The 16,774-nt window shown below is 67.0% G+C and carries 18 protein-coding genes; 10 read left to right on the top strand and 8 right to left on the bottom strand.

Annotated features, from left to right (window positions below):
• The first annotated feature begins 118 nt into the window (after positions 1–118).
• From ACXAGF_RS06820 to ACXAGF_RS06805, 4 genes are all read left to right on the top strand, one after another.
• The gene (locus ACXAGF_RS06820; protein ID WP_475019230.1) at positions 119–1,057 is read left to right on the top strand and encodes a SurA N-terminal domain-containing protein; all 939 of its coding nucleotides are present in this window, start codon (positions 119–121) and stop codon (positions 1,055–1,057) included.
• A gap of 61 nt (positions 1,058–1,118) precedes the next feature.
• Complete coding sequence (gene pdxA, locus ACXAGF_RS06815) at positions 1,119–2,147, top strand: 4-hydroxythreonine-4-phosphate dehydrogenase PdxA (protein ID WP_475015505.1); 1,029 nt, start codon at positions 1,119–1,121, stop codon at positions 2,145–2,147.
• On the top strand, positions 2,147–2,980 hold the full coding sequence (rsmA, locus tag ACXAGF_RS06810; protein WP_475015504.1) for a 16S rRNA (adenine(1518)-N(6)/adenine(1519)-N(6))-dimethyltransferase RsmA: 834 nt from the start codon (positions 2,147–2,149) through the stop codon (positions 2,978–2,980). The genes pdxA and rsmA overlap by 1 nt, the downstream gene beginning before the upstream one ends.
• A 75-nt stretch (positions 2,981–3,055) precedes the next feature.
• A complete protein-coding gene (locus ACXAGF_RS06805) occupies positions 3,056–3,667 on the top strand; it encodes a methyltransferase family protein (RefSeq protein WP_475015502.1) in 612 nt (203 codons plus the stop codon).
• Positions 3,668–3,670: 3 nt separating this feature from the next.
• Here the strand turns inward: ACXAGF_RS06805 and gmk are convergent, their stop codons facing one another.
• From gmk to fabD, 7 genes are all read right to left on the bottom strand, one after another.
• Positions 3,671–4,336 (bottom strand): guanylate kinase, encoded by a 666-nt coding sequence (gmk, locus tag ACXAGF_RS06800; protein ID WP_475015501.1) that lies wholly within the window; start codon positions 4,334–4,336, stop codon positions 3,671–3,673.
• A gap of 5 nt (positions 4,337–4,341) precedes the next feature.
• The gene (locus ACXAGF_RS06795; protein WP_475015500.1) at positions 4,342–5,229 is read right to left on the bottom strand and encodes a YicC/YloC family endoribonuclease; all 888 of its coding nucleotides are present in this window, start codon (positions 5,227–5,229) and stop codon (positions 4,342–4,344) included.
• Between the two features lie 158 nt (positions 5,230–5,387).
• Complete coding sequence (mltG, locus tag ACXAGF_RS06790) at positions 5,388–6,563, bottom strand: endolytic transglycosylase MltG (RefSeq protein ID WP_475019229.1); 1,176 nt, start codon at positions 6,561–6,563, stop codon at positions 5,388–5,390.
• A gap of 245 nt (positions 6,564–6,808) precedes the next feature.
• Positions 6,809–8,068, bottom strand: a complete 1,260-nt coding sequence (gene fabF / locus ACXAGF_RS06785) for a beta-ketoacyl-ACP synthase II (RefSeq protein WP_475015499.1) — start codon at positions 8,066–8,068, stop codon at positions 6,809–6,811.
• Positions 8,069–8,171: 103 nt separating this feature from the next.
• Positions 8,172–8,408 (bottom strand): acyl carrier protein, encoded by a 237-nt coding sequence (locus ACXAGF_RS06780; protein ID WP_097139127.1) that lies wholly within the window; start codon positions 8,406–8,408, stop codon positions 8,172–8,174.
• A 282-nt stretch (positions 8,409–8,690) separates the two neighbouring features.
• Entirely contained in the window at positions 8,691–9,428 is a 738-nt protein-coding gene (gene fabG, locus ACXAGF_RS06775) for a 3-oxoacyl-[acyl-carrier-protein] reductase (RefSeq protein ID WP_475015496.1), read from the bottom strand.
• 21 nt (positions 9,429–9,449) lie between these two features.
• Positions 9,450–10,394 carry an ACP S-malonyltransferase gene (gene fabD / locus ACXAGF_RS06770; RefSeq protein WP_475015495.1) on the bottom strand — a complete coding sequence of 315 codons (945 nt, stop codon included), beginning with the start codon at positions 10,392–10,394 and terminating at the stop codon, positions 9,450–9,452.
• A gap of 145 nt (positions 10,395–10,539) precedes the next feature.
• On the opposite strand from fabD, the gene ACXAGF_RS06765 reads away from it, so the two are divergent.
• Positions 10,540–11,991, top strand: coding sequence for a hypothetical protein (locus tag ACXAGF_RS06765; protein WP_475015494.1), 1,452 nt, complete (start codon positions 10,540–10,542; stop codon positions 11,989–11,991).
• 200 nt (positions 11,992–12,191) lie between these two features.
• A complete protein-coding gene (locus tag ACXAGF_RS06760) occupies positions 12,192–13,235 on the top strand; it encodes an aldo/keto reductase (protein WP_475015493.1) in 1,044 nt (347 codons plus the stop codon).
• A 194-nt stretch (positions 13,236–13,429) separates the two neighbouring features.
• Here the strand turns inward: ACXAGF_RS06760 and ACXAGF_RS06755 are convergent, their stop codons facing one another.
• Positions 13,430–13,807 carry a hypothetical protein gene (locus tag ACXAGF_RS06755; RefSeq protein ID WP_475015492.1) on the bottom strand — a complete coding sequence of 126 codons (378 nt, stop codon included), beginning with the start codon at positions 13,805–13,807 and terminating at the stop codon, positions 13,430–13,432.
• Positions 13,808–14,172: 365 nt separating this feature from the next.
• Between ACXAGF_RS06755 and rpsF the strand changes: the two genes are divergently transcribed.
• The 4 genes from rpsF (at position 14,173) to rplI (ending at position 16,677) form a co-directional block, all read left to right on the top strand.
• The gene (gene rpsF / locus ACXAGF_RS06750) at positions 14,173–14,610 is read left to right on the top strand and encodes a 30S ribosomal protein S6 (RefSeq protein WP_475015491.1); all 438 of its coding nucleotides are present in this window, start codon (positions 14,173–14,175) and stop codon (positions 14,608–14,610) included.
• 24 nt (positions 14,611–14,634) lie between these two features.
• A complete protein-coding gene (gene rpsR, locus ACXAGF_RS06745) occupies positions 14,635–14,883 on the top strand; it encodes a 30S ribosomal protein S18 (protein ID WP_475015489.1) in 249 nt (82 codons plus the stop codon).
• A gap of 215 nt (positions 14,884–15,098) precedes the next feature.
• Positions 15,099–16,076, top strand: coding sequence for a DUF2232 domain-containing protein (locus ACXAGF_RS06740; RefSeq protein ID WP_475015488.1), 978 nt, complete (start codon positions 15,099–15,101; stop codon positions 16,074–16,076).
• Between the two features lie 22 nt (positions 16,077–16,098).
• The gene (gene rplI, locus ACXAGF_RS06735) at positions 16,099–16,677 is read left to right on the top strand and encodes a 50S ribosomal protein L9 (RefSeq protein ID WP_475015486.1); all 579 of its coding nucleotides are present in this window, start codon (positions 16,099–16,101) and stop codon (positions 16,675–16,677) included.
• Positions 16,678–16,774: the final 97 nt, after the last annotated feature.

Here is a 16,774-nt window from a genome sequence, read left to right as displayed (position 1 = left end):
CGGCGTGCTCCGCATTTTGCGCTGAAACTGGCCGAGGCACGCTGGCTGGCGAGGGAGCCGACGCGCCGGACCGGGAAGGGCATCGACGATGCGATCCGGTCAGCCGAACACGAAAGGGATGGGCATGAAGTACACGATGTCGTTGATGCGGGCGATGGCTCTGGGCACGGCCCTGTTCGCTGCCGCAACCACCACCACCATGCAGCCGCCGGCCGCGATGGCGGCGACGGGCGTCGAGGCCGTGGTCAACGGCACGGCCATCACCTCCGGCGACGTGGCCCGCCGCGCCGCGTTCCTCCGGCTGCAACGGCAGAAGAGTTCCAGCGCAATCGCGCGCGAGCAGCTGATCGACGAGGCGCTGAAGCGGGCGGAGATCGCCAAGCTGAGAATGTCGGTCAGCACATCGGACGTGGACGCTTCCTTTGCCCGTTTCGCGCAGGGCAACAAGCTGACGCCCGAGCAGTTGAGCGACATCCTCGACAAGGCCGGCGTCGGCGCCGACCATTTCAAGCAGTACATCGCCATCCAGATGAGCTGGCCGCGCGTCGTCAACGCTCGCTTCGGCGGCACGGCCGGCAAGAGCCTGGCCGAGCGGATGCAGGAGCACGGCGGCGAGAAGCCCTCGACGACGGAATACTTCCTGCAGCAGATCATCTTCGTCGTCCCGGCATCGCGCCGCAATGCCATCCTCGGCAAGCGCAAGGCCGAGGCGGAGGCCTCGCGCTCGAAATATCCGGGCTGCGATGACGCCAAGGTCTTCGCCGCCACCATGCATGACGTGTCGATCCGCGAGCTCGGCCGCGTGCTTGCGCCGCAGCTTCCGGCCGACTGGAAGCCGCTGGTGGAGAAGGCCGAGGGCAACACCACCGGCACCCGCGTCACCGACCGCGGCGTCGAATACCTGGGCATCTGCAAGAAGCGCCAGGTCAACGACGACATGGCGGCAGAGATGGTGTTCCGCGCCGAGGACCTCGGCAAGGGCGGACAGAAGGACGACGGCAACAGCGAAAAGTACCTCGAGGAACTGCGCAAGAAGGCCCAGATCGTCCTGCGCTGACCCGCCGCCATCGCCGGCGCCCGCGCGCCGGCTACTCTCCGCACGGAACGAACCGATCCCGATGACCTTCCCGCCTGTTCTCCCGCTGGCCCTGACCATGGGCGATCCGTCCGGGATCGGACTCGACATCACCCTCGACCTGTGGCGCGACCGCGCGGCACTGGCCCTGCCGCCGTTCCTGTTCGTTGGCGATCCGGCGGCGCTGCAGGAGCGGGCGCGCGAGCGCGGCCTCGACGACGTGGCGACCGCAGCCGCCACGCCCGAGAGTGCCGCCGGCCTGTTCGCCGCCGCAATCCCGGTGCTGACCGTTGCCCTCGCCGAGCCGGCCGTGGCAGGTGCACCGTCGGCGCGCAATGCCGGCGCGATCATCGGCGCGATCGAGGCGGCGGTGCAACTGACCCTGGCCGGACGGACCGCCGCCGTCGTCACCAATCCGATCGCCAAGGCCGTGCTCTACGGTTCCGGCTTTCCCTTCCCCGGACACACCGAATACCTCGCCGAGCTCGCCGCCCGCGCCACCGGCCGGCAGGCATTGCCGGTGATGCTGCTTTCCGGACCGCGCCTTCGCAGCGTACCGGTGACGATCCATATTCCGCTGAAGGACGTGCCGAACGCGCTGACCGAGGACCTGGTGTTCGAGACCGGCCTTGTCACGGCGCGCGACCTCAGCCGCCGCTTCGGCCTTGCACGGCCGCGCCTGGCCGTCGCCGGACTCAACCCGCATGCGGGCGAAGGCGGCGCGCTGGGCCAGGAGGATGCGAGGATCGTCGCCCCCGCCATCGCGCGGCTGAAGGCGGCCGGCATCGATGCGTTCGGTCCGCTGCCGGCAGACACCATGTTCCACGACGCCGCGCGCGCCACCTACGACGTCGCGCTCTGCATGTACCACGACCAGGCGCTGATTCCGGCCAAGGCGCTCGGCTTCGACGATTCGGTCAACGTCACCCTCGGCCTTCCCTTCATCCGCACGTCGCCCGACCACGGCACCGCCTTTTCGCTGGCGGCAACCGGCAAGGCCAGGCCGGACAGCCTGCTGGCCGCCCTGAGTCTGGCGCAGGACCTGGCCGCGCACGAGCGGAGCGCCGGCTGATGGCGGCGATCGACGGGCTCCCGCCGCTGCGCGACGTCATCCAGCGCCACGGGCTCGATGCGAAGAAGTCGCTCGGGCAAAACTTTCTGCTCGACCTCAACCTGACTCAGAAGATCGCCAGGACCGCAGGTCCGCTCGAGGACTGCACCGTGATCGAGGTCGGACCGGGTCCAGGCGGCCTCACCCGGGCGATCCTCTCGCTCGGCGCCCGTCACGTCATCGCCATCGAACGCGACGCCCGCGCCATCCCGGCGCTGCAGGAGATCGCCGACCACTACCCCGGACGGCTCACGGTGATCGAGGGCGATGCGCTGAAGGTCGACTTCGAGACGCTTGCGACATCCGGCGAACCCGTCCGCATCATCGCCAACCTGCCCTACAACGTCGGCACGCAGTTGCTCGTCAACTGGCTGCTGCCGAAGCGCTGGCCGCCGTTCTACCGGTCGCTGACGCTGATGTTCCAGCGCGAGGTGGGGCTGCGCATCGTGGCGCGCGAGGACGACGATCACTACGGCCGGCTCGGCGTCCTTTGCGGTTGGCGCACCAGGGCGCGGATGGCCTTCGACGTGCCGCCGCAGGCCTTCATCCCGCCGCCGAAGGTCACCTCGTCGGTCGTCCATCTCGAGCCCGTCGAGGCCCCCCTGCCCTGCCGCGCCGAAGCACTGGAGCGCGTCACCCAGTCGGCGTTCGGACAGCGCCGCAAGATGCTGCGCCAGAGCCTGAAGCCGCTCGGCGGCGAGACGCTTCTCGCGAGGGCCGGCATCGACCCGCAGCGGCGCGCCGAGACGCTGTCGGTGGAGGAATTCGTTACGCTCGCCAACGCCCTCGGCTGATGCGACGGCGCTGGACGCGCCCGGCCGTTCGGCCTAGATTCACCTGGCTTCCCGCACCGATCAGGACCCTTCATGATGCAGCCCACAGCATTCAACCAGAAAAAGCGCATCGTCTCCCTCTGGCTGCTCGCCGCGCTCTTTCTGTCCACCATACTCGTCTCCCGCCCGCTCTGGAGCGAGCAGAGCGACATTCACGAAGCGCTGGAGATTTCCGGGCTGGTTCTGGTGTTCTGCGCCATCCTCGGGCGGCTGTGGAGCATCCTCTACGTCGGCTCGCACAAGAACAAGCAGCTGGTGACGCTCGGCCCCTATTCGATGGTCCGCAATCCGCTCTACTTCTCCTCGCTCGTCGGGATCTGCGGAATCGGCCTGATGTTCGGGTCGGTGGCCCTGGCGGCGGCGATGACCGCGGCCTTCTACGGCGTGTTTCTCTATACGGCCCGGCGCGAGGAAAGCTACCTGCGGCACCTGTTCGGCGCGACCTACGACGACTATGCGGCGCGCACGCCGCTGCTGCTGCCCAACCCGCTGCTCTATCGCGGTGCCAGCCAGGTGACGTTCTCGCAGGCGGCGCTGTCGAAGACCTTCCTCGACTGCCTGCTGCTGATCGCGCTGTTCCCCGTGATGGAGGGGCTGGAGTACCTGCAGAGCGCGGGCTACCTCGCAACCATGATCACGCTGCCTTGAGCCTCACAGCGTCGGCTCCTCGGTCAGGAGCTTCGAGACGAAGTCGTACATGCCGTAGCGGCGGTCGCGGCGCAGGCGCTCGGCCTTGACGATGCTCTCGACGGCGTCGAAGGCGGCGTCGAGGTCATCGTTGAGGATGACATAGTCGTACTCGTGCCAGTGGCCGATTTCGGCGCGGGAATTGGCAAGCCGTGTTGCGATCACCTCCTCGGTGTCCTCGGCGCGGCGATGCAGGCGGGACTGCAGTTCCGTCATCGACGGCGGCAGGATGAAGATCGACACGACGTCGGCCGGCATCTTGTCCTGCAACTGCTGGGCGCCCTGCCAGTCGATATCGAACAACATGTCGCGGCCGGACGCCATCGCCTCCTCCACCGGCTTGCGCGGCGTGCCGTAGAAGTTGCCGTGCACCTCGGCCCATTCCAGCAGCGCATCGGAATCGCGCAGCATGTCGAACTCGCCCCGGCTGATGAAGTGGTAGTGGTGGCCGGCGATTTCGCTCGGACGGCGCTGGCGGGTGGTGACGCTGACGGAAAGGCTGACGCCCGCACCCCGCTCCAGCAGGTTGCGCGCGATCGTCGACTTGCCGGCGCCCGACGGCGAGGAGATGACCAGCATCAGCCCGCGCCGGGGGATCTCGATCGGTTTGGCAGTCTGCGGCGCGGTCATGGTCTCTACTCCAAATTCTGAATCTGCTCGCGGAACTGGTCGATCACGACCTTCAGCTCGATGCCCGCGGCGGTGACGGCGGCGGCGTTCGACTTCGAACAGATGGTATTCGCCTCGCGGTTAAATTCCTGTGCAAGGAAATCCAGCTTGCGGCCCACCGGCTGGTCGGCAAACAGCAGTTCCTCGGCGGCGCGGACATGGGCGCCCAGGCGATCGATCTCCTCGCGCAGGTCCGCCTTGGTCGCCAGCAGCACCGCCTCCTGGTAGATCCGCTCGCGCTCGAGCCCGTTGCCGCCCTTCATCAGCATCTGCACCTGTCCGGCCACACGCTCGGCAATCGCCTCGACGCTGCGGCTCGGGTCGGCCTCGATGACGGCGGCCAGTTCAGCGATGCGGCCGACCTGCCCGCCCAGGACCTGGCGCAGCGCCTCGCCCTCGCCGAGCCGCATCGACAGCAGCCGGCCGATGGCGGCGTCGAGGCCGGCGGCGATATCGGCGTCGCGGCGGGTCCGGTCGGCCTCACTCTCCTCGGCCTCGCGGAAGTCGACGACGCCGCGGATGGCCAGCAGCGTGTCGAGCCGCAGCGGCGCGGCATCGACGATTCCGGCCAGTTGCTCCCGCAGCGCCAGGATCGCCGACAACGCCGCCTGGTTGACCACCGGCTGCACCTGCGGCTCGGCGATGGACACCGACAGGCCGATCTGCATGTTGCCGCGGGCAAAGGCGGCCGCCGCTTTCTGCCGGACCTCCGGCTCGAAGTGCTCGAAGCCCTGGGGCAGCCGGATGCGCAGGTCGAGCCCCTTGCCGTTGACGGAACGAAGCTCCCAGGACCAGCGACAGCGGCCGCTGGTGCCCTCGCTGCGCGCGAAACCGGTCATCGATTGCAATGGCATGTCATACTCCGAACGCGGGTTGCCCCGGTGCACCGCGGAATCAGCGCCGCCGGCACCCTGGTCCCTATATAGCCTGTTCCGGGATGAAAAGCGTCGGCCTAGGGTTATTTCCCGGCAAAGAGCGGTCGGGCAGGCGCGGTCGGCCCGCCCGGAGGATGTTACTGGCTGCCGTCCGGGGTCGCGCCCTCGGCCTCCTTCGCCGCCTCGGCGGCCTCGGCGGCCTTGGCAGCCTTCTCGGCCTCGAGCTTGCGCCAGCGCCGGACATTGGCGTTGTGCTCGTCGAGGGTCTCGGCGAAAACATGCCCGCCGGTTCCGTCGGCGACGAAGTAGAGCTCGGCGGTGCGCGACGGATTGGCGACCGCCTCCAGCGCCGCGCGCCCGGGATTGGCGATCGGCGTCGGCGGCAGGCCCTTGATGACGTAGGTGTTGTAGGGCGTCTCCTTGTCGATGTCCGACTGCAGGATCGGCCGGTCGGACGGCTTCCCGTCGCCGCCGAAGATGCCGTAGATGATCGTCGGGTCGGACTGCAGCCGCATGCCCTTCTCCAGACGGTTGATGAAGACCGAGGCGACGCGCGGCCGCTCGTCGGCCTTGCCGGTCTCCTTCTCGACGATGGAGGCAAGCGCCACCAGTTCCTCCGGCGAGGTGATCGGCAGCCCGTCGTCGCGCTTTTCCCAGATCTGCTGCACCAGCGCCGCCTGCGCGGTGAGCATCTGCTTGAGGATATCGGCGCGCTTGGTGCCGCGGGAGAACTTGTAGGTGTCGGGCATCAGCGAGCCCTCTGCCGGCAACTCGGCCGGCAGGTCGCCCTCCAGCACCGGATCGTCGGCGAGCCGGCGGAAGACCTGCTTGACCGTCAGCCCCTCGGGCACGGAAACGCTGTAGAGGATCGACTTACCCGACTTCAGCAGTTCCAGGATGTCGTGCATCGAGGTACCGGCGCGGATCTCGTATTCGCCCGCCTTCAGCACCTGGTCTTCGAGATAGATACGGCTGACCGCCCGGAAGACGCGGCTGTCGGTGATGATGCTGTTGCGCTCCAGGCTGGCGGCGATCTCGTTGAGGCCGGCGCCGTTGCGCACGATGAAGTTGGTGTTTGCGGTCAGCGGGCCGGGCTTCTGGTAACTGTCGAGCGCGTAGTAGAGGATTGCCGCGCCGGCGAGCGTGACCAGCACCACCACCGTCATGACGAAGTTCAGGAAGATCACCACCTGGCTGCGCGCCTTGCGCGAGCGGCGCGGCGGGCTCGGAACCGGCTCCGGACGCAGCGCATCGTTGGCCGACTTCGGAATGATGGGGCCCTTGCTGGCATTCTCGCCGCGGCCGAACGTCATCTCAGCGGGGTCGTTGTTCTCGTTCACAGACAATCCTCGAATGATCTGGCCGCCAATAGCCTCTCCCCGCCGCTGCCAGCGCCCCTGCCCGGACTGTGCAAGATCATGCGCAGATTCAAGGCGTTAATGCGCTCGAAGAACCCGAACAAGCGCGAAGCGCAGTAGGTCAGACCAATGCGGCAAAAACTGGATCGAAGCCCGCCCGTAAGGGCGGGATCCGGCATGGTTTTCAGGTGCCGCGCGGTTCAGCCGTAGCGGCGCAGAACCAGCGAGGCGTTTGTGCCGCCGAAACCGAAGGAGTTGGACAGCGCCACGTTGATCTCGCGCTTGCGCGCCTTGTGCGGCACGAGATCGATTGCGGTCTCGACTTCGGGATTGTCGAGATTGAGCGTCGGCGGGGCGACGTTGTCGCGGATCGCCAGCGCCGAGAAGATCGCCTCGACCGCGCCGGCCGCGCCGAGCAGGTGGCCGATCGCCGACTTGGTCGACGACATCGAGATCTTGGCGGCGTGGTTGCCGACCAGGCGCTCGACCGCGCCGAGCTCGATGGTATCGGCCATGGTGGAGGTGCCGTGCGCATTGACGTAGTCGATATCACCGGCGGTCAGGCCGGCCCGCTTCAGCGCCATCTGCATGCAGCGATAGGCGCCGTCGCCGTCCTCGGACGGCGCGGTAATGTGGAAGGCGTCGCCGGACAGGCCGTAGCCGACAACCTCGGCATAGATCTTGGCGCCGCGCGCCTTGGCGTGCTCGAGCTCCTCGAGCACGACGATGCCGGCGCCCTCGCCCATAACGAACCCGTCGCGGTCGCGGTCATAGGGGCGCGAGGCCTTGGTCGGCTCGTCGTTGTACTGGGTCGACAGCGCCTTGCAGGCGGAAAAGCCCGCCAGCGCCATGCGCGAGATCGGCGACTCGGTGCCGCCGGCCACCATCACGTCGGCATCGCCGAGCGCGATCAGGCGAGCGGCGTCGCCGATCGCATGCGCACCGGTCGAGCAGGCCGTGACGACGGAATGGTTCGGGCCGCGCAGCTTGTGGCGGATCGAAACCTGGCCCGAGGCGAGGTTGATCAGGCGGCCGGTGATGAAGAAGGGCGAGACGCGGCGCGGGCCCTTGTCGCGGAGCGTGTAGCCCGCATCGACGATCCCCTCGAGGCCGCCGATGCCGGAGCCGATCAGCACGCCGGTCGAGGTCTGGTCATCGTCGGTCTTCGGGTGCCAGTCGGCATCGTCGAGCGCCATGTCCGCCGCCGCGATGGCATAGGCGATGAAGGCGTCAACCTTGCGCTGTTCCTTCGGCTCCAGCCACTGGTCGGGATTGTAGGTGCCGTCCGTGCCGTCGCCGGTGGGGATGTAACAGGCGATCCGGGCAGCAATATCGTCAACCTCGAAGCCGGTCACCTGACGGGCGCCGCTCTGTCCTGCAAGCAGGCGAGACCAGGTTACCTCGGTACCGCAGCCCAAAGGAGATACCATGCCGGTACCGGTGATAACGACACGTCTCATCGTCGGTGATCCACCCTATGCACATTCCTGGGCCGAGGCGGGGCACAGGCGCACGTCCGCCAACGGGGTCTCGACGGGCCCGGGGGCCCGCCGGACGGTTTTGTCAGGCCTGGGCCTTCTCGATGAACTTGACGGCGTCGCCGACCGTCAGGATCGAGTCTGCGGCATCGTCCGGAATCTCGACGCCGAATTCCTCTTCGAATGCCATGACCAGTTCGACCGTGTCGAGCGAGTCCGCGCCGAGATCATCGATGAAGCTTGCGCCTTCGCTGACCTTGTCGGCGTCGACGCCCAGATGATCGATAACAATTTTCTTTACGCGTTCTGCGATGTCGCTCATGTCGGATTCCTCGACCTTTGTTTTCTACGGTGCCGTTCACGGCACCGGGCACTCAACCAAGCCCGGGACGCCGAGGCATTCCGGGCAATTCGTTTTTTTCAACCGCAGATGCCCCCGGGCGCTGCATTCGAGCGCCTAACAAAGCATGCATTCCCCGGTCGACTGCGGACAGTCATGGCCCGATTAACACGGTTTAAGGCCGCCGCAAAGTCCGAAAATCGCCCGCCTCGCCGCGGTCAACATGCTATTTTGACGCGACGAGCCGGGCGTTTTCACCGCTGTTCAGATCATCGCCATGCCGCCGTTGACGTGCAGCGTCTGGCCGGTCATGTAGCCGGCCTCGGTGGAGGCGAGGTAGGCGACCGCCGAGGCGACTTCCGCCCCCGTGCCCATGCGCTTCATCGGGATGGCGCCCATGATCGCCTCTTTCTGCTTGTCGTTCAGCTTGCCGGTCATGGCGGATTCGATGAAGCCGGGGGCGACGCAGTTGACGGTGACGTTGCGGGTGGCGATCTCCTGGGCGAGCGACTTGGTGAAGCCGATCATTCCGGCCTTGGAGGCGCAGTAGTTCGCCTGCCCCGGATTGCCGGTGACGCCGACCACGGAGGTGATGTTGACGATGCGGCCGAAGCGGCGGCGCATCATCGGATGCGTGAGCTCGCGGGTAAGCCGGAACACCGACGTCAGGTTGACCTCCAGGACCGCGTCCCAGTCCTCGTCGCTCATGCGCACGAACAGGCCGTCCTTGGTGATGCCGGCGTTGTTGACGAGGATGTCGACCCCGCCGAGTTCGGCTTCCGCCTTCTCGCCGAGTGCCTTGACTTCGGCGCGGTCGGCAAGGTTGGCAGGAAAGATCTGCACCCTCTCGCCAAGCGTGTTCGCCAGCGCCTCAAGCTTTTCGACGCGCGTGCCGTGCAGGCCGACGATCGCGCCCTGGGCGTGCAGGACCCTGGCGATTTCCTCGCCGATGCCACCGGAAGCGCCGGTTACCAGTGCCTTGCGGCCGGAAAGATCAAACATGGTTTCATCCCTTGCTGGGTATCAGCCGCAGAGGGTCTGCAGCAGGTTCTCGATATCGGTCGCCGTGTTGACGGCATAGCCGGTCACGGACTTGTCGATGCGGCGGGCCAGGCCCGTCAGCACCTTGCCCGAGCCGATCTCGTAGAGCGAGGTCGCGTCGTTGCCGGCGAACCACTCCACCGTCTCGCGCCAGCGCACCTGGCCGGTCACCTGCGCCACCAGCAGCCGGGCGATCTCGTTCGGGTCGGTAACGGGCTGGACGGAGACGTTGGCGATCACCGGCACGACCGGCTCGCGGATGGTAACATTGGCGAGGGCCTCACGCATGACCTCGGCGGCCGGCGCCATCAGAGCCGAATGGAACGGCGCCGACACCGGCAGCATGACGGCGCGCTTGGCGCCCATCTCGGTCGCCATGCGAGCGGCGCGCTCGACGGCCGGCTTGGCCCCGGACACGACGAGCTGGCCGCCGCCGTTGTCGTTGGCGATCTGACAGGAGCCATGCACCAGCGCCTCGTCGCAGATCGTCTGCACCTCGCCGTGCTCAAGGCCGATGATGGCGGCCATGCCGCCCTCGCCCACCGGCACGGCCTTCTGCATGGCCTTCCCGCGGATGCGCAAGAGACGCGCCGTGTCGGCGATGGTGAAGGCGCCCGCGGCGCAGAGCGCCGAGTACTCGCCGAGCGAATGGCCGGCGACGTAGGAAACCTTGTCGCGCAGGATGACACCGCGCGCCTCGAGCACGCGGACGATCGCCATCGACACCGCCATCAGCGCCGGCTGGGCGTTGGCGGTCAGCGTCAGTTCGGTTTCCGGCCCCTCGAACATGACGGCCGACAGCTGCTCGCCGAGCGCGTCATCGACCTCTTCGAACACGGCTGCGGCTTCGGGAAAGGTCTCCGCCAGTTCCTTGCCCATGCCGACGGCCTGGCTGCCCTGGCCCGGGAAGGTGAATGCGATGGTCATGGGGCGTCTCCCGTCGTTGTTTTGCCCTTCCAATTCACGGAATGCGGCATCGAGTCAAGATTTCGGGCGGCGCGGCGGCAAACTCATCCATTGCGTGTATTATAATTTTGTGCAATCATTAATTGCTTTACTGCGGGAGAGGACCATGCTGGACGTCAGGCGCGCGGAAGGACAGTCGGGCTGGGAAACGCTGGCGCTGCGGCGGGGTGACTACAGCGGCAGGATCATGGCGCTCAACCTCCGGCAGGTGGAGGGGCTGACGATCCGCTTTCTGGTGGTCTACGCCCTCGTGATCCTTTGCTATTCCGCCGCCACGGCGCTGAGTGCGACCGCGGGCGCGCCGCATTGCCCTGTCGGCCCGATCTGCTTGTCGGGCCTGCTTCTGAGCATCGGCGGCTATGTCGCCGTGCTGGCGGCCGCGGTGACCATCGGCGGACTGCTCGGCTTCCTGTTCGGCATTCCCCGGCTGCTGCAGCGCAGGAGCCAGGCCGTCATCCAGTCTCCGGGCGCGAGGGACGACGACAAGGGCGAGAAGGATGCGGAGGTGCCGGAGCCCATGCCCTCGTCCTCCCTGTCGCGATTCGCCGGCAACACCAATCTCGAGGACATCTCCGACTGGCTGACGAAGATCATGGTCGGCCTCGGACTGACGCAGATTGCGAGTATCAGCGACGCATTCCGAACAGCCCGGACCGACTTCGTCGAATCCGCCATGAGCAATGCGGTCGGCTCCGGCTCGATGTTCGCGGCGACGGTCGTCTGCGGGCTCGTCATCGGCTTTCTTTTCTTCTACCTCGAGACGCGCACCCGCCTGACCATCCTGCTGGCGTCCGCCGATCACTTCGAAAGCCACCTGCTGCCGGGACAGGAGGCGCTGGCGCAAGCGCTGCGGACGACGCGCACGGAGGCGGTGCTGGACGAAGTCCGCATCACCCTGCATTCCCCCGAGGCCAGCGCCCCCACCGCTGCGGACCGGCAGATCGCGAAGGTTCCCTTCGACGAGCTGCAGACGGTCGACGAACTGGCGGTCTGGGGCGCGGCCCAGGACCGTCTCGGCAACGCCGAGGCCGCGGAACGGGCATTTGCCGAGGCGATCCGCAAGGCGCCCAACACGCCGAAGCTGTACCTTGCGCTCGCCGCCGTGCGCAAACGGTTCGGCGAGAACGAAAAGGCCGCCGAGACGCTGAACTCGGCGGCGCGGCGGTTCTCGGACAACCCTACCGTCCTGAAGGACACGCTGTTGAGCGCCCTCTACGTGCCGCCGCCGGCCGGCTACGCGATGGCACTGGCCGCGGCGCAGCAACTGGAGCGAGTTTCGCCGAAAGCGATGGACGACCCCCAGGTGCAACTGTGGGTCGCCGCCGCAAACGGACAGAAATATGCCGCGGCGACGGACGAGGCGGAGAAGGCCGCGGCGGAGGCTGCGGCGCTGCGGGCGGTGGAGAACGTGGTCCGGCTCGCACCCGAGCCCGGTCATCCGGTCCGCAACACGCTACGCAAGATCTTCAATCCGGCCGAGGAGCGCTCGAACCCGACCGAGAACGACCTGGAAGTGTTCAAGAACAGCGACGCGTTCAGGTCGCTGATCAAGCCGTGACCGGGCTCCAAGCCATGCACGGACGGAGCGGACTGCCGGGAAGATCGATGTCGCGGCGGCACGCTCCGCGACGGCACACCTTGCAATTGAAGGCCTGACGCTTAAGTTTCGACGCGGTGCGTGGAGCCGCCCTGTGTCGGCCCGTGCGCAGCCAATCCGTCATCGCGGCGCAAACGGCGCCCCCAGCAGAACAAGTTGCTATGAAATACAATCTTCTCGGCAGGACCGACATCCGCGTCTCGGAAATCTGCCTCGGCACCATGACCTGGGGTTCGCAGAACAGCGAAGCCGAGGCGCATGCCCAGCTCGACTACGCGCTCGACCGGGGCGTCAACTTCATCGACACGGCGGAACTCTATCCGACGACGCCGCTCTCGCCCGAGACCTACGGCGACACCGAGCGCTTCATCGGCTCCTGGCTGGTTGCACGCGGCAACCGCGACAGGGTCGTGCTCGCCTCCAAGGTCGCCGGCCCCGGCCGGCCCTATATCCGCGAGGGCAGGCCGATCACGCGCGCGGGGATATTGGAGGCGGTCGAGGGCAGCCTCAAGCGGCTGCGGACCGACTATCTCGACCTCTACCAGATCCACTGGCCGAACCGCGGGCACTACCACTTCCGCAATGCCTGGACCTACGATCCGTCGAAACAGGACCGGGTCCGGTCGGCAGACGATCTCGCCGAGATCCTCGATACCGCAGGCACGCTGTTGAAGGCGGGAAAGATCCGCGCCGTCGGCCTCTCCAACGAGACCGCCTGGGGCACGATGCAGTACCTGGGGCTGGCGGAAGGTCGGGACCTGCCGCGCGTCGTCTCGATCCAGAACGAATACAACCTGCTCTATCGCAGCTACGACCTCGATCTCGCCGAACTGTCGCACCACGAACAGGTGGGTCTGCTCGCCTATTCACCGCTCGCCGCCGGACTGCTGACCGGCAAATACCTGGGCGGCGCCCGCCCGGCGGGCTCCAGGCTGACCAAGAACGGTGACCTCGGCGGCCGCTATCAGCCGCTGCAGGAACCGGCCGTCGCAGCCTATGTCGCGCTCGCGCGCGAGCACCGGATCGACCCGGCCCAGATGGCGATCGGCTTCTGCCTGTCCCGGCCGTTCACCGCCTCCGTCATCATCGGCGCAACGACAATGGAACAACTCAAGACGGACATCGCCGCCGCCGAGCATCCGCTCTCGACCGAAGTGCTGAACGGCATCCGCAAACTGCACCGGCAGTACCCCGCGCCGATCTGATCGCCTCCGGCAGGCTGCCGCGGGGTCGGCTTTTCGGACAGACGGGCGCTGCCTGACTTCCGATCAGAGGCTCTTGGCTTCAGAGGCCAAAGAAGACGCCGCCGTGTGGGGCACGGCGGCGCGGCAGCGCGGCAGACGCGGTTACAAGTCCTCAGCTGCCGGCACCACCTAACTAATGCCGTCATCCGGCCCCGTTACTGAACACCGTTGCCGGTGGCAGGCTGCTCCGGGCTGGGCTGGACCGGTTCCGGCGCCGGCGTCACGTCGCTCGCGCCATCGGCCGGGGCTGGCGCTGCAGGGGCCGGCTCCTGCGATCCGACCGACGAGGTGTTGGCGTTCGGATCGACCCCGTCGCCGGTCCAGCTGCCGGCAAAGTACAAGGCGCCGGCGGCGACCAGCACGGCAACGACGAGCGCTACCGCCCAGGCGCCCGCCCCGCTGCCGCCGGCATTCGCGGCGACGACGGTGTGTCGCTCTTCCGGCGGTCGCTCGTGCACCGGATCGCCCGCTACCGGGCGGCCCTCGAGGGGACGGTGTTCGATGGGGTCTTTCTCGGGGATACGATCTTGCATCTTCTGCCACTCCGACTGTTGATATCGACAAGACAACGCGCCGCGCCGCACCGGGTTCCCCGCCCGATGCGCGCGGGCGCCGCGACGGCACCGGCGGCCCATCCATGATCACCCCTTGCCTTCTGGCGAAAAATCCGTATAAGCGCGCTGTTCAAAACACCCGGTCGCATCGGCTGGTGGCTGAACGGAGGGCCGTTCCCGGCGACGGGCGCGACAGGAACGGAAGCGTTCCGGCCTCCCGTGTCTCCGCTCTCGACCGTACAGATGAAACGCTTTTCTTGCCGGGGCCCTGCGTCCTTGAGATCAGTCGTTGAGGCTTGGCGCCGGTTCCGGGTGTGGATCAAACGCAAGAAAGGCAAAGCCACATGGCTCTCTATGAACATGTATTCCTGGCCCGCCAGGACGTGTCCGCCCAGCAGGTCGACGGGCTCGTCGAGCAGTACAAGGGCGTGATCGAAGCACACGGCGGCAAGGTCGGCCGGGTCGAGAACTGGGGCCTGAAGTCCCTGACCTACCGCATCAAGAAGAACCGCAAGGCGCACTACGCGCTGATGGACATCGACGCTCCGGCCGCCGCCATCCACGAGATGGAACGCCAGATGCGCATCAACGAAGACGTCCTGCGCTATATGACCATCGCCGTCGAAGCCCACGAAGAGGGCCCGTCCGCGATGATGCAGAAGCGCGACCGCGACGACCGTCCGCGCCGTGACGGCGACGACCGTGGCCCGCGCCGCGACTTCGGCGACCGTGGCCCGCGCCGCGATGGCGACCGTCGTCCGCCGCGCGAAGACCGCGCCTAATCGAAGCCGAAGGAGATAAAGACAATGGCTGAAGTTTCTTCCGCTCCGGTTCGCCGCCCGTTCCACCGCCGTCGCAAGACCTGCCCGTTCTCCGGCGCCAACGCGCCGAAGATCGACTACAAGGACGTGCGCCTGCTGTCGCGCTACATTTCCGAGCGTGGCAAGATCGTTCCGTCGCGCATCACGGCCGTTTCCCAGAAGAAGCAGCGCGAACTCGCCAAGGCGATCAAGCGCGCCCGCTTCCTCGGCCTGCTGCCCTACGTCGTCTCTTAATAGGCGGACCCTGAGGCCCGGCTGCGTCCGGGCCGAAGTTTCAGGGCAAGGCGGCCTCCGCCTTGCCCTCTCCCTTCCGCGGTGGGCGCGGATCGGACCAACCACCGGTCAGCGGCGCCCGCGGGCAGCCGAGGCCAAAACCCCATGTTGGGGAGCCTTTCCTGACAAAAAGATCAGGAAACTCCTCTAACTGTCTGGAAAGACAGGACAGCGCCGTGAAGAATGTAACCTGGACCGCGATTGCGATCGGCCTCGTCGCCGGTGTCACCGCCGCTCTGCTGTCGCTGAGCGCGAACGCGCAGTCGTCGCTCGCGATCTTCCTGTTCGCCGGCTCGGCGCTGCCGATCCTGATCGCCGGCCTGGGCTGGGGCAACGCCAGCGCGCTGATCGCCGTGCTGGCCGGGGCCGCCGTCGCCGCCGCGATGGCTTCCTCACACTTCGCCATCCTGATCGTGCTCATCACCCTGATCCCGGCCGGCTGGCTCAGCAACCTGGCGAACCTCGCGCGTCCGGCAACGGAACTCGGCGGGCCGGAAGACGCGCTCGCGTGGTATCCGCTGTCGAACATCCTCACCCACCTCGCCGTGATGGTGACGCTCGGGATGATCGCGGTCGGCATGATCGTCGGCTACAGCAGCGAGCTCGCCGCGCAGATGGTCGACATGATGCTGCTGGCCCTGCAGGAGCAGGAGCCGCTCTACAATCCCGATCCCGCAGCCGTCGCACAGATGAAGGCGGTCTTCGGGCTCGCCCTGCCGCTCGTGCAGGGCGCGCTCTGGGTGTTGCTGCTGTTTGCCGCCTACTACATCGCCAGCGCGATCGTGCGGCTGTCGGGCAAGGGCCTGCGGCCGCGCGAGGACATGCCGACGGCGCTGCGCATGCACCGCAACGCGATCTACGTCTTTCTCGCCGGGCTGGCGCTGTGCTTTGCCGGCGGGCTTGCCGGCATCATCGGCGCGCTCGTCTGCGGCACCTTCGGCGCCGGATTCGTGCTCTCCGGCTTCGCCATCCTGCACCAGCGCAGCCGCGGCAAGGCGTGGCGGCTGCCGGCGCTGTGGCTCGCCTACTGCTCGGTGCTGCTGTTCGCACTGCCCGTGCTGGCCATTCTCGTACTTGGCCTGACCGATACCCGGCGCACCATCGCGCTGACGCCGGTCGGCCCGAAGACTGAATCCAAATCCACAAACACCTGAACCCGAAAGAAAGGAACTGAACATGGAAGTCATCCTGCTCGAACGCATCGCCAAGCTTGGCCAGATGGGCGAAACCGTAAAGGTCCGCGACGGCTTCGCGCGCAACTACCTGCTGCCGCTCGGCAAGGCGCTGCGCGCCAACGAAGCCAACAAGAAGCGCTTCGAAACCGAGCGCGCCACGCTCGAAGCCCGCAACCTGGAGCGCAAGTCCGAAGCCCAGAAGGTCGCCGAGACGCTCGAAGGCAAGTCCTTCGTGATGGTCCGTTCCGCCGGCGAAACCGGCCAGCTCTACGGCTCGGTCGCCGCCCGTGACATCGTCGAGGCGCTGGTTGCCGAAGGCTTCAACATCGGCCGCAACCAGATCGAGCTGAATGCCCCGATCAAGGCGATCGGCCTGCACAAGGTCGCCCTGCACCTGCATTCGGAAGTCGAGATCGCAATCGAACTCAACGTCGCGCGCTCCGCCGACGAAGCCGAGCGCCAGGCCAAGGGCGAGAGCCTGACCTCCGCCGACGCCATCTACGGCGTCGACGAAGATGCGCTGAAGCCGGGCGACTTCTTCGACCCGGAAGCCGAAGAAGAAGAAGGCGAAGAGGCCTAGTACCCGGGACCGGAGCGGCAACCGCCGCTCCTTCTCCCGCCATAGGTGCAAGAGGACCCGGGTTGAAATCCGGGTTTTTTTGTTATTTTCTATAGGG

Source organism: Mycoplana sp. ABR4_002 (assembly GCF_056159645.1).
Note: the sequence above shows the minus strand (reverse complement) of the source record. Positions and strands in the feature narration are given on the sequence as shown.